The 12,947-nt window shown below is 63.1% G+C and carries 11 protein-coding genes; all 11 read left to right on the top strand.

What is annotated here, in order from left to right; all coding sequences use genetic code 11:
- The first annotated feature begins 2 nt into the window (after window positions 1–2).
- Window positions 3–1,592 (top strand): phage tail sheath family protein, encoded by a 1,590-nt coding sequence (locus MSL71_RS26500; protein ID WP_180141819.1) that lies wholly within the window; start codon window positions 3–5, stop codon window positions 1,590–1,592.
- A 72-nt stretch (window positions 1,593–1,664) separates the two neighbouring features.
- Window positions 1,665–2,123, top strand: coding sequence for a phage tail protein (locus tag MSL71_RS15115; RefSeq protein WP_092210079.1), 459 nt, complete (start codon window positions 1,665–1,667; stop codon window positions 2,121–2,123).
- Window positions 2,124–2,157: 34 nt separating this feature from the next.
- A complete protein-coding gene (locus tag MSL71_RS15110; RefSeq protein ID WP_218951046.1) occupies window positions 2,158–2,658 on the top strand; it encodes a phage tail protein in 501 nt (166 codons plus the stop codon).
- Window positions 2,659–2,672: 14 nt separating this feature from the next.
- Window positions 2,673–2,843: a DUF5908 family protein gene (locus tag MSL71_RS15105; protein ID WP_180141817.1), complete on the top strand. Its 171-nt coding sequence runs from the start codon at window positions 2,673–2,675 to the stop codon at window positions 2,841–2,843.
- The gene (locus MSL71_RS15100) at window positions 2,844–3,536 is read left to right on the top strand and encodes a CIS tube protein (protein ID WP_180141815.1); all 693 of its coding nucleotides are present in this window, start codon (window positions 2,844–2,846) and stop codon (window positions 3,534–3,536) included. It begins immediately after the preceding gene.
- A gap of 3 nt (window positions 3,537–3,539) precedes the next feature.
- A complete protein-coding gene (vgrG, locus tag MSL71_RS15095; protein ID WP_180141813.1) occupies window positions 3,540–5,330 on the top strand; it encodes a type VI secretion system tip protein VgrG in 1,791 nt (596 codons plus the stop codon).
- Window positions 5,330–5,632 (top strand): PAAR domain-containing protein, encoded by a 303-nt coding sequence (locus MSL71_RS15090; protein ID WP_180141811.1) that lies wholly within the window; start codon window positions 5,330–5,332, stop codon window positions 5,630–5,632. The genes vgrG and MSL71_RS15090 overlap by 1 nt, the downstream gene beginning before the upstream one ends.
- A 3-nt stretch (window positions 5,633–5,635) precedes the next feature.
- Window positions 5,636–6,046 carry a GPW/gp25 family protein gene (locus MSL71_RS15085; RefSeq protein ID WP_180141809.1) on the top strand — a complete coding sequence of 137 codons (411 nt, stop codon included), beginning with the start codon at window positions 5,636–5,638 and terminating at the stop codon, window positions 6,044–6,046.
- Window positions 6,047–9,754 (top strand): baseplate J/gp47 family protein, encoded by a 3,708-nt coding sequence (locus MSL71_RS15080; RefSeq protein WP_180141807.1) that lies wholly within the window; start codon window positions 6,047–6,049, stop codon window positions 9,752–9,754.
- 18 nt (window positions 9,755–9,772) lie between these two features.
- Window positions 9,773–10,522 carry a hypothetical protein gene (locus MSL71_RS15075; RefSeq protein WP_180141805.1) on the top strand — a complete coding sequence of 250 codons (750 nt, stop codon included), beginning with the start codon at window positions 9,773–9,775 and terminating at the stop codon, window positions 10,520–10,522.
- 1 nt (window position 10,523) lies between these two features.
- Entirely contained in the window at window positions 10,524–12,917 is a 2,394-nt protein-coding gene (locus tag MSL71_RS15070; protein WP_180141803.1) for a hypothetical protein, read from the top strand.
- The last annotated feature ends 30 nt before the right edge of the window (window positions 12,918–12,947 follow it).

The raw sequence follows: 12,947 nt of genomic DNA, 5'->3' as shown, positions 1-12,947 counted from the left end.
ACATGGGTCAAATGAAGACACCGGGTGTCTACATTGTCGAAAAAAGTGCGTTTCCAAATTCGGTTGTGGAAGTGGCTACAGCCGTACCGGCCTTTATCGGCCATACGGAGATGGCGGTGAACGGTGGGAAATCCCTTGCCGGAAAGGCGTGGCGCATCACCTCCATGGCGGAGTTCCACAGCTTTTTCGGCGGGGGGCCTTCCCCCAAGTTCACCCTGGCAGAGGCTGCGGGGGGCGGTGGCGAGGCGGCAACACCCCCTGAAGGCGGGGAAGGGGCTGCCGCGGCTCCGGCCGAGGGGGGCGCTGCACCGGCCGCACCGGCGGAATCGGATTTCACCTTCAAGGACAAAGCCTACACCCTGGAGCAGTCCGAGGGGCGCTACATCCTCTACGACTCCATGCGCCTCTTTTTCCAGAACGGCGGCGGTCCCTGTTACATCGTCTCCGTGGGGGACTACAAGGCGCCCGTCGAGGCGGATCGTTTTAAAAAGGGCATCGAAGAGCTCATCAAGGAGCAGGAGCCCACCATGGTGGTGGTGCCCGAGGCGGTGCTTCTTGAGTCAGCCGACTGCACCGGCGTCCAGCAGGCGGCCCTTCAGCACTGTGGCGGCAAGATGCGGAACCGCGTGGCCATCCTCGATGTGTACGACGGTTTCAAGGACCGCCAGGACCCTTCCGGCGACTGTGTCGACAACTTCCGAAACGCCCTGGGCATCAACTACCTTGATTTTGCGGCGGCCTACTACCCCTGGGTGGATACCTCCATCGTCCAGGACAAGGAGCTGAACTACGAGAGCATCGGCAACACGGACATGGTCAAGACGCTGATCTCCGACGAACTCGGCCTGGGGGAAGACGCAGGGGACGACCCCAAGAAGGCCCAGCTCAAAGAGACCCTTGAGAAGATGACGGACACCTCCCTGCCCGAGGATGAAAAAGAGCTCCTTAACAAAACCCTGGTGCAGGTCAGCCCCCTGTTCAAGACCATCTGCAAGGAGCTCAAGGCCAAGCTGAACCGCCTGCCCCCTTCGGCGGCCATGGCCGGGGTCTACACCATGGTGGACAATGCCAGGGGTGTCTGGAAAGCCCCGGCCAACGTGAGCCTCAGCGCGGTGGTTGCCCCGTCCGTCAACATCACCCACGACGATCAGGAAGACCTTAACGTTCCCACAAGCGGCAAGTCCATCAACGCCATCCGGTCCTTTATCGGCGAAGGTGTCCTCTGCTGGGGTGCGCGGACCCTGGACGGCAACAGCCTGGACTGGCGCTACATCAACGTGCGCCGCACCATGATCATGCTGGAAGAGTCCATCCGCCTGGCCAGCAAGGCCTATGTGTTCGAGCCCAACGACGCCAACACCTGGGTGACGGTCAAGAGCATGATCGCCAACTTCCTGACCGGCATCTGGAAACGCGGCGGGCTGGCCGGGGCCGTGCCTTCGGATGCCTTCAGCGTCCATGTGGGGCTGGGGGAGACCATGACGCCGGAAGACATCCTTGAGGGGATCCTTCGCGTGACGGTTCTCGTGGCTGTCTCCCGACCCGCGGAGTTCATCGAGATCACCTTCCAGCAGCAGATGCAAAAGTCTTGACAGGGCCCTGCGATGCTGTAAGACAGCTTATCCAGCTGTGATGACAACAATCCTTAAAGGAGGAATGATGCCATGAGTGATGACGGTTCCGCACAATCGACCACTGTCTGGCCGATGCCAAAGTTTCATTTTGAGGTGAAATGGGACTCGGAGGTGATGTCGTTTCAGGAAGTTTCCGGCCTGGATATCGAGGCACAACCCATTGAATACCGCCACGGGGACAGCCCGGAGTTCTCCACCATCAAGATGCCCGGGATCAAGAAGAGCGGCAACGTGACCATGAAAAAGGGTGTCTTCAAGTCCGACAACAAGTTCTGGGACTGGTTCAACCAGATCAAGATGAACACCATCAAGCGGGTTCCGGTGACCATCAGCCTGCTGGATGAGACCGGGGCCCCCACCATGGTCTGGACCCTGGCCAACGCCTGGCCCACCAAGATCCAGGCCACGGACATGAAGTCCGACGGCAACGAAGTGGCCATCGAGTCCATTGAGATTGCCCATGAGGGCCTGGTGATCGCCAACGCGTAATCGCTTCAGTCAGACACTATAGGGAGTCCGTACCATGGTAGCCATACCGGATGCAGGCCTCATGTCCGCTGCCCTTGGCGCAATGCTCGGTGGGTCCCTGCCGGCGGCATTTCACTTCCGGGTGGTCTTCTCGGCCACCCAGGGAGCCACCGACACCTCGTTTCAGGAGGTGTCGGGCATCGGCTCGGAGATGGAGCTCGAAGAGGTGGTGGAAGGGGGAGAGAACCGCTACGTCCACAGGCTTCCCAAGGGGGTCAGGCACCCCAGGCTCGTTCTGAAACGGGGGGTGGCCGACGCCTCCTCCCCGTTGGTGATCTGGTGCAAGTCCGTGTTCGAGTCGGGGTGCCATGTGGCCCTGGTGCCCATGCCCATCCTGGTTTTTCTGCTGGACGAGAACCGGCTTCCTTCCCGGGGGTGGTTCTTTGCCAACGCCTACCCGGTGAACTGGAAGATGGATCCCTTCAATGCCACCGGTAACGAGGTGGCCATCGAAGAGATCGAGCTGAGTTACAACCACATGTTTCGCATTGTCTGACAAAGGAGGCTTTCATGGCGGTTGAGATTCGCGAGATGGTGGTGCGGACCACCATCTCCTCAAGCCCTGCGAAAGAGCCGCGCGAGTCCCTTTCCTGCAGCGGCATGGAGCAGGTGAAGCGGGAGGTGGTGGCCGTCTGCATGGAGCGGCTTGCCGACTACCTTGCCAGGCAGAAGGAACGATAGATGACGGCATCGGGAACGGGGCTAAAGAAAAAGCTGAAGCTCACCACGGTTGCCGTGAGCAAGGGCAAGCTGGGGGCCGAGGGCGACAGCTTTGAGGTGATGATCAACCCGGCCGGTTTTTCACGGACCCTGGGGATCTGCTTCAGCGAGGACCAGGCCCAGGGCGCCATCGGCAGCGAGCAGAAGTTTACCCGGGTCAGCCCGGACAAGCTCTCCTTCGACATTGTCCTGGACGGCACCGGTGTGGTGGAGGTCCCCGAGGGAGGGGACGGGGCCGATGACGTCAAGACCCAGGTGAAGAACCTTCGGACCGTGGTGAGCCGCTACGAGGGCAGCATCCACGATGTCAACGTGGTGAAGGTTCTCTGGGGCACCACCCTGTTTTACGGTCGCCTGGATACCCTGGAGATCGAATACACCCTCTTCAAGCCCGACGGGGACCCTTTGCGCGCCAAGGTAAAGATGAGCTTTACCGAGTTTTTGAGCAAAGAGGAGGAGGTGAAGAAAAAGGCCAACGAATCCCCGGACATGACCCACCTCATCGAGGTGATGGCCTTTGACACCCTGCCGGCCCTGTGCCGCAAAATCTACGGTGACGATGCGTACTACCCGGATGTGGCCCGCATCAACAACCTGGTCAATTTCAGGCGGATCGAACCTGGAACCCGCCTTCGGTTTCCCCCCTTGAGGTAACCTGTGCCAGACTCCCCGAAAAAAGAGGCCGACGGTGTCCTAAAGCTGGTGGTGAAGAGCGACGGCAGCGAGGTGGATGAAAAGAAGTGCCGGGTGATCTCAGCCATCGTGGACAAAAAGATCAACCGCATCCCCTGGGCCCAGCTGGTGCTCATCGACGGCGACATGAGCGACAAGACCTTTGAGGTGAGCAGCGATGCCGCCTTTAAGCCCGGCGCCGAGATCACCCTGGAGGTGGGCTACGGCAAGACGGCGGTGCCGGTGTTCAAGGGCGTGGTGATCACCCACGGCATCAACATCCACGAGGGGGGCTCGCACCTGGTGGTGGAGTGCCGGGACAAGGCCGTGGCCCTGTGCACCCTGAGGAAAAACACCAACCACACGGACAGCTCGGACAGCGATATCCTTTCTAAAATGATCAAGGCCTGCTCGGGTCTTTCCGCGGACGTGGCATCCACCCGCCCCGTGCATCCACGCATGGTGCAGTACCAGGCCACGGACTGGGATTTTATGCTCACCCGTGCCGACGCCAACGGGCTTTTGGTGACGGTGGAGGACGCAAAGGTCTCGGTGAAGCCTCCCAAGACCGACGGAGAGGCGGTGCTCAAGGTCACCTGGGGGGACGATCTGGTCCGGTTTCGTGCGGAGATGGACGCCCGTCAGCAGGTGGCGGCGTCCCGGGGGGTCTCCTGGGACCCCAAGACCCTTGCCATTGCGGAAAAGACCGGCTCCAAACCCTCACTCCAGGCCCAGGGGAACGTCACCACGGACCAGCTCGCCAAGGTGGTGAAGGCCGACAAGGCGGTGCTGCGAAGTGCCGTGCCCATGGAGGGGGATTCCCTCAAGGCCTGGGCTGATGCCAGGCTGCTGAAGGCGGGCATGGCACGCATTCGGGGGACCATGCGGTTCCAGGGCAGCGCCAAGGTCTCTCCCGGTGACCTGGTGGACGTGGAAGGGGTGGGAGAACGGTTTAACGGCAAGGTCTTCGTGGCAACGGTCCATCACGACATCTCCCAGGGAGACTGGTACACCGACGTGGAGTTCGGCCTGTCCCCGGAGTGGTTTTCAGAACGGGAGGACATCTCCCCGCCCAAGGCGTCGGGGCAGCTCCCCGGGGTGGACGGGATCCAGGTGGGGCTGGTGACCAAGCTCGATGCGGACCCGGCCAAAGAGACCCGGATCCAGGTCTCCCTGCCCGTCATGGAGAACAGCACCCAGGGGATCTGGGCCCGGCTGTCTACCCTGTACGGTACCAACGGCGCCGGGACCTTTTTTATCCCGGAAGTGGGGGACGAGGTGGTGCTGGGTTTTTTCAACTCAGATCCCCGCCACCCTGTGATCCTCGGGTCCCTTCAAGGCAGCCGCCACAAGATGCCGAACCAGCCCGAAGCCAAGAACAACACCAAGGCCATCGTCACCCGGGAGAAGATGAAGATCACCTTTGACGAGGAGAAGAAGGTGATCACCGTGGAGACCCCGGGGGGCAACAAGATGACCATCAGCGACGACGCCAAGGGCATCACCCTGGAAGACCAGAACAAAAACACCCTGACCTTGAACGACAAGGGCATTACCCTGGACAGCCCCAAGGACATCAAGGTCACGGCCAAAGGCAAGATCACCCTGGATGCCATGGGCGCGGCGAGTGTTACCTCCAAATCGGACGTCAAGCTCAAAGGGATGAACGTCAACGCCGCCGCCGACGTTGGGCTGGTGGCCAAGGGAAACGCCAGCGCCGAGCTCTCGGCCTCGGGCCAGACCACGGTGAAGGGCGCCATGGTGATGATCAACTGATGCCTCCTGCAGCCCGCCTCACAGACATGCACACCTGCCCCATGCAGACCCCTGCCTTCCCCTCGCCCATCCCCCACGTGGGCGGCCCCGTGACAGGACCCGGAGTTCCCACCGTCCTCATCGGCAAGATGCCCGCCTCGGTGCTGGGGGACACCTGCGTTTGCGTCGGCCCCCCGGACGCGGTGGCCAAAGGATCGGCCACGGTGCTGATCGGCGGACGGCCCGCAGCCCGGGTGGGCGATACCACGGCCCACGGCGGCACCATCGCCATGGGCTGCCTGACGGTGATGATCGGAGGATAACCCATGGACGATACATCCCTGTTTCTCGGTTCGGGCTGGCGTTTCCCTCCGTCCTTTACGGGAAAAGGGCGCCAGGCAAGCATGGCCCAGGGCGAGACGGACATCAGGGAGAGCCTCCGCCTGCTTCTCTCCACGGTACCCGGAGAGCGGGTGATGCAGCCGGAGTACGGGTGCAGCCTCTCCTCCATGGTGTTCGAGACCTTTGACCGGAGCACCCTCACCGATGTGGAGGACCGGGTGAAACGGGCAATCCTGTTCTTTGAGCCCCGCATCATCGTGGAGCGGGTGATGGTGGACCTCTCCAGGGAGCCGGAAGGCTACCTCTCCATTGTGGTTTCTTATCGCGTCCGTGCCACCAACAACCGCAGCAACATCGTCTATCCTTTCTACTTCCTCGAAGGAACCAACCTGTAGATGACCCCTGTCATTCACCGACAGTGCCACCCCCTCACCGAGACCGACGGCACCGGGCGGGACGATCGCCTGAAAGGGCTGCCCGCTCCGTCGGGCCTGGCCGTGGACGGCATGGACCTGACGCGTCGCCTGGCCCTTGCCGCCGCGTTTTCCGGCCAGGTGGCCTTCATCGGCGACACGAACCTTCCGGCCGGAAGCTGGAAAGGGCTCTTCACCTCCGATGCAACCATGCTGTTGTCCCTCATCGCCTGCTCGCCCCTGGAAGACGCCGAAAAGAAGATGCGGCGGTACAGGGGGCGTCACCGGGGAGAGGCGGCCTGGGACATGGGGCGGGTGATCTATCGTGTGGCCCGGCTGCTCAACGACTGGTATCAGGCCCTCTCAGCATGCGACGGCCGTGAACCTTCGGAGCTGGGCAGGGCCCTGTCCGAGCTGATCCGAAGCAGCCTGAGGGACGCCCTGGCCATCCTGTGCCTTGCCGGTGAAGCCCTTGAGCAGGAGCTTGCCGACAAGCGTCCCTTTGTAAGCCCTTCGACCTTTCACACCGTGTGGGCCCTTACAGAGCGCATGGCGTCCCTGGCAGCGGCTGAGGAGACCGGCGGGGGGGTGCACGCGGACCTGTTTTCGCCCTTTTACAACGCGGCCCTTCATATCCGGGAGAAAGCCCGTCAGCTGGTACCCCGCACCCTTTCCGACGGGGACCACGATCCGTCCGCCGGGCTCTTCATCGCCTTTCTGACGCTGTACCAGAAGGCCGCGGACCGCATCAACGAGATGCCCGGACGCCACAGGGACCTTTATTACGATGGCATCCTCGGCTTTTCCAAGAAGGCGGGGCGCTCGGACAGCCTCTACCTGGCCCTGTTTCCCGACGGGTCGCGACCGGTGGTCCCGGTGCCGTCGGATACCCTGTTTTTCGGAGGAAAAGAGAGCCTGGGCCATGATGTGGGCTGTCGGACGGCCCGCCTGCTTTCCGTTCACCAGGGGAGGGTGGCCAGGGTGGAGACCCTTTTTTTTGAACGGCATCCGTTGATCACCCCGGAGTGTGACCTGGGCCTGGTGAGCTCCGTGCACCATGCCGCCCGGGCGTTGGAGGATCCCGCCGAAGAGGACGCTTCCGGGGACGGCCCCGGGTGGAGCCTTTTTGGGGCCCACCACTGCGAGGGGGAGGATGGCAAGGAAGCAACCCTCGGGTTTGCCGTGGCCTCTCCGCTGCTCCTCCTTGCCGAGGGGCGTCGCCGCATCGAGATGACGGTTTACACCCATGCCCTGGATGACGAGACGTCGGATCTTTTCCAGCGCACCTTAGAGACCCTGGAGCAGAGCCGCAAAGAGGGGATCACAGGCGCCCTGCGTCTCCTCTTCGGCAACGCCTTTCACCTGTATGTCTCGGCGGAAGGGGGTTGGTTTTCGCTGGCCGACTGCACCTTGTCGGTGGCTCTGTCCGGGCCGGGGCCGGTCCTCACCTTCCAGATGGAGCTGGAACCCCGGGACCCTGCCGTGGTGCCCTGCACGGCAGAACAGCACGGAGACATGAGCCTGGGCGAACCCGGGGTCCCCGTGCTCCGGGCCGTGTTGAACCCCAAGGCCCATGTGAACCCGTACACCCTTTTGTCCCGGCTGAAGCTGACGCGCATCGGCCTCGGGGTGAAGGTGATCGGGGCCCGGAACCTGAGCCTGGCCAACAACCTGGGCATGCTGGACGTCAACACCCCCTTTGCCCCCTTCGGACCCTTGCCCAGGTGCGGATCGTTTCTGGTACTCGGCCACCGGGAGTCCGCGGGAAAAGAGATGACAAAGCTGGCCGTGGAGTTCGCCTGGTCGGACCTTCCTACCCAGTCCGGTGGGTTTGCCGAATACTACCGGACCTACGGGCGGCCCGTGGACAATGGTTCCTTCAAGGTGACCCTGGCGGTCCTCAAGCAGGGGCAATGGGTGGAAGAGAGCGGGCATCCCGGGTACCGCCTGTTTGACGAAGATCCCGGCCCCGGGGAGAAACCGGCGGCAACGGGCAGGCTGGTCTGCACCAGCGAAAAGCTCCTGGATGCCGTACCCGATGAAGAGGGGGCCTTTGTCTTCGGTCCGGGCGTGCGCAACGGGTTTTTCAGGTTCCAGCTTTCTGCCCCGGAGATGGGCTTCGGGCACGGGATCTATCCGCAGCTCCTCACCCGCGGCCTGATGGAAGAGTCCAGGGCCAAGGGAAAGCTGGCCGTGGACCTGCCCAACGCCCCCTACACGCCCATGGTTTCGGGGGTAAGTCTCTCCTACGACGCCGTGGAGACCCTGGACCTCTCCTGCGGCCAGGGTGCCGGTCGCTTCTATCACCTCTATCCTTCGGGCTATGACCGGCTGGACGACCGCGAAGAGGGGGAGGAGGTTCCCCTGATTCCCCATGCCGACGGGGACGGCCAGCTTTTTATCGGGATCAGCGGGCAACGCCTTTCCGGCATGGTGAATCTTCTCTTCTGCCTGGAAGGGGACGGCCTCCACTCTTTTCACCTGCCCCTGCCCGAGACCCGGTGGGCCTACCTTGAGGCGGACCGCTGGCAGGCACTTCCCGAACGCTGCGTGCTCCTGGACAGCACCCGGGGCTTCCTCACCTCGGGCCTGGTGGTCCTCGATCTGCCGCCTGAAGGGATCCCCAAAGATCACACGGTGATGCCCACCGGTCTCTTCTGGCTGAGGGCCGTGCCCACGGTGCCGTCCGGGGACCCGGCCACCCTCCAGCGGGTCATGGGTTCCCTGAGCCGTTGCCGGACCGTGGTGCTCAACGGTGTCCCGGCCCGTCTGGAACATGACACCGCAGCCGATGCCGCCGTGCCCTGCGGAAGCCCTTTTCGGCCTGCCGCGCCCCTGGCCGGGGTGGGGACGGTGCGTCAGTTCATGGACTCCTTCGGGGGGAGGGGAGAAGAGACCGCCCAGGAGCGCATGGCCCGCATCGGCGAGCGGTTGCGCCACAAAGGGAGGGCCGTGACCCCCTGGGATGTGGAGCGGATTCTCCTGGAGCGGGAACCCGGCATCCGAAAGGTCAAGTGCTTCCCCGGCATGAGCCTTGAGCGCAGACACCACCCGGGCCGGGTGCTGGTGGCGGTGCTGCCCGACCGTCAGGGAAGGGACAGCGGTCCGCCGCTCTTTACCATCCTGGAGCTGGGACGCATGGCCTCACGGCTCCGGGGGCTGCTTTCGGCCCACGCCGATGTGGATGTGATCAACCCCGTTTATGAGAGGATCCAGGTGCGGTGCACCCTTGTCCTGAAAGAGGGGCAGGGGGACGCCCTGAAACGGGTTCATCGGTCCGTCAGCGATTTTATCTCGCCCTGGGTGCCGGAGGTGGGGTATCCGGCCCGTTTCGGCTGGTGTGTCCGCGAGGTGGAGGTGGAAGCTCACATCGCCGCCCACCCGGACGTGGTGTCCGTCACCGATTTTTCCATGCTGCACCTGACCCGGTCCCCGGAAGAGGGCCACGCCATGATCGATACGGTGATCATGGAAGACAAGCGGGCCGATGAAGTGGCCCAGCGCCCCTGCGAAGGCATCGCCGATGAGGAGGTCTCCATCACCCGCAAGGAGATCCGACCCAAAAAACCCTGGAGCATCGCGGTTCCGGCAGACGCACACTATTTTCAGACCATTCCCGAGCCCCGCCCCATTGCCCCCCAGCGCACAGGCATCGGGGAGCTCGAAGTGGGGCGGACATTCATTGTTTGACAAAGGGAGCGAACCTTAATGGCCCAGCAGAACCGCAACACCCTGAAAAAGTACTTTAAGAAGGGCGCCCTGCCGACGGAGAAGCAGTTTGCGGACTTGATCGATTCGGTGATCAACATCATCGACGACGGCTTTGAGAAGTCCGCGGAGCACGGCCTGAAGATCGCCGCCATCGGTGAACGGGAGAAGCTGATCAGCTTTTTCCGGAAGATGGAGATGGTCTGCCCGGACTGGTCCATGGGGATCCATCCGGATACAGGGTGCTTTCATCTGCGCAACGGCGAAAACAAGAGCCTCCTGACCCTGACCCCCGAGGGAAAGGTGGGCATCGGGTGCGAGGACCCCCGGTCCGACCTCGACCTCCACGGCACCATTGCCATGGAAGGGCGCACAGGCCGCTTTGGCAACGGGGTGATCCCGGCGGATGGTCGCTGGCACACCCTGGTGAACGGGCTTGACGGGTGCCAGGCCTTTGAGGTCATGGCCGGGGCCGGGAAAAAGAGGGAAGGGCGGTATGCCCTGGTGCACGCCGTGGCCCTGAACACTTTCAGGGGGCGGGGAAAGGTCGTTATGCACCAGGCCTACTTCGATGCCCGGCGCAACCGCATCCTGCTTCGCTGGCGTGGAAAGCGCCATGACTATCGCCTGGAGATGCGCACCTGCCGTGCCTACGGGGGCGATGCTGCCGTCCGGTACGGCCTCACGCGGCTCTGGGACGATCCGTTTATGGACACCTGCGTGCTGCCGTCCGATGAAGGGCAGGTGTGACATGGGCACCCTGGTTCTGAAAAAACGGGACTTCAGCCGGGACGACACCAGCTTTGAACGCCTTCGGGCGGAAGGACTCCGGCTGGTCCAGGAACTCTGCAGCGAGGTGTGGACGGATTACAACCTCCACGATCCCGGGGTCACCATGCTGGAGCACCTCTGCTACGGCATCACCGACCTGGTCCATCGCACGGGGTTTCCCGCCGCAGACTATTTTACCGGAGAAGAGGGGTTTGTCCCCGAGGCCGTGGGCATGTTCCGGCCCGAGGCGATCCTGCCCTGCGGACCGGTTACGGGTGAGGATGTGGAAAAGCACCTTTTCGACCGGCTGGACAGGGTGGAGAATGTCTGGGCCGAAGCCCTGCCCGCCGGGCTGTGGCGACTCCTTTTGCGGGCGGCCCCCGGGGTGGACGCCTCTGCCCTGGCCGCAGAAGCGCGGGAAGCCTACCATGAGGTTCGCAACCTGGGGGAAGATCTGCAGGAGGTGGTGGTTCTCACCGAAGACCCCTATGCCCTGGAGGCGGAGATGGAACTGGACGGATCCCGGCCTCCCTCCACGGTCATGGCCGAGGTCTACCATGTCTGCAACGGGCTCCTGGCTCCGGGGCTGCGGCCGGAGTCTCACCTGGCGGTGCTGGAGGATGGGATGGAGCCCGCCGACATATTCCATGGGCCCCTGACGCGTCACGGGATCCTGTCGCGGCGCGGACGCTCCCAGGTGGCGGAGAGAGTGGCCGTCACCGAGGTGATCGGTGCGGTCCGCAAGGTCAAAGGGGTGGTGTCGGTGAAAAAACTCTGTTTTTTCAAAGGGGGGCTCCGCCACTTTGTCTGCATCCAGCGCGCGAACCAGGGGAGCGTGCTCTCCCTTGAGATCCCCGAGCGGGCCGCTGATAACCGGGTGACGTTTTACCTCGACGGCAAGGGGCTTGCCGTGGACATCGATCAATTCAAGGGGCTCTATTCTGCCCTGGAGTACGGGGGCCGACGGCCCGCGCCCCATGACCCCGCCTCCCTGTACACCCTGCCTGCGGCCACGTTTCGGAATTTCGGCGATTACACCTCCGTCCAGGACCACTTCCCCAATGTCTACGGGATCAACGCCTTTGGCGTGCCCCCCACCTATCCTGTGGAGAGAAAGGCAGCCGCCCGGCAGCTTAAAGGGTATCTGGCCCTGATGGAGCAGTTCCTGGCCGACGGCATGGCCACCCTGGACGCCATGCCCGATCTCTTTTCCCCGGAGGCCCGGGTGAGGCAGACCCGGTTCGGAGCGTTTCTGGGCCCCGACCACATCAGCGGCATGGACGAGCTCCGTACCAAAAAGGACCCGGAGGCTTCCCACACAGCCCTTTTGAGAAAACACGACGATTTTCACCGGCGCCGCAACGGGTTCCTCTCCCACCTCCTGGCCCTGTACGGGGAGGCCGTGGATGCCGAGCCCCTTCGCCGGGACGGCAGTTACTTCAGCGACACCGCCCTTGAGGAGTCCTTGATCCAGGTGCGCATCGCCCTGTTGAAACGGCTTCCCGAGATCTCTGCCCACAGGTTCCGGGGGGCGTGCCTGACCACCCCTCCGCAAGGGCATCGGAACATCCCCCCGTTTCAAATGAAATGTGAGATCCTGCTGGGGTTTTACCACCACAAAAGCGATTCGCTCACCCGGGCCGTCACCCGGGACAGCCTCCAACTTGTGTCCGATGACGACTACCTGAGCCGGCATGGCGGGGCTCTTGCCACGGATCCGGAGGCCGAAGATCCCGGGCAGATGGTGCCGGTCTCCCCCACACCCAGGGATCCCCGGCTCACCTGCGGGGCCGTGCGCGAACTCCTGGCGTCCGTGGAGCCCTTTCGTCACCACCTGATTTTCGATTCCCTTCTTCGGGGCGGGGGCCGCCTGGAGAGTTATCGGCTGATTCACCTCTCCGAGTGCGACGATGTGCAGATCGCCTTTGACGCGGGCGACTCCTGGGTCTACCTGGGCAGCACCCGGACCATCTGGCGGGCCACCCACCTGGTGCACCTGCTGCGCCGCTACCTCATGTACCTCAACATGGCCACCGAAGGAATGCATGTGGTGGAGCACATCCTCCTCCGGCCCCGGCCACCGGACACGGTCCCGGATATCCCCGCAGACGAGTTTTACCCCCACCGTATCAGCATCCTGTTCCCGGACTGGAGCGACCGGTTTGCAAACCCGGTTTTCCGCGAAACCGCCATGGAAATGGTGGCCGGTCAGCTTCCGGCCCACCTGCTGCCCTCCTTTCTTTTTCTCTCCTTTGACGAGATGCTCCACTTCGAAACCCTTCGGACCCGCTGGCAGGAAGCCCTGGCACGCGGGGACGAGAGTCTTCAGGACGAGTTGGCCGAGGCCCTGAGGACGTTTCTGGAACGAGCCTGATACCCTGCCGCCTGCAAAAAAGAAAACAAA

Source organism: Desulfoluna butyratoxydans, from assembly GCF_900699765.1.
Taxonomy (GTDB): Bacteria; Desulfobacterota; Desulfobacteria; order Desulfobacterales; family Desulfolunaceae; genus Desulfoluna; species Desulfoluna butyratoxydans.
This window is presented reverse-complemented; position numbering and strand designations above follow the sequence as displayed.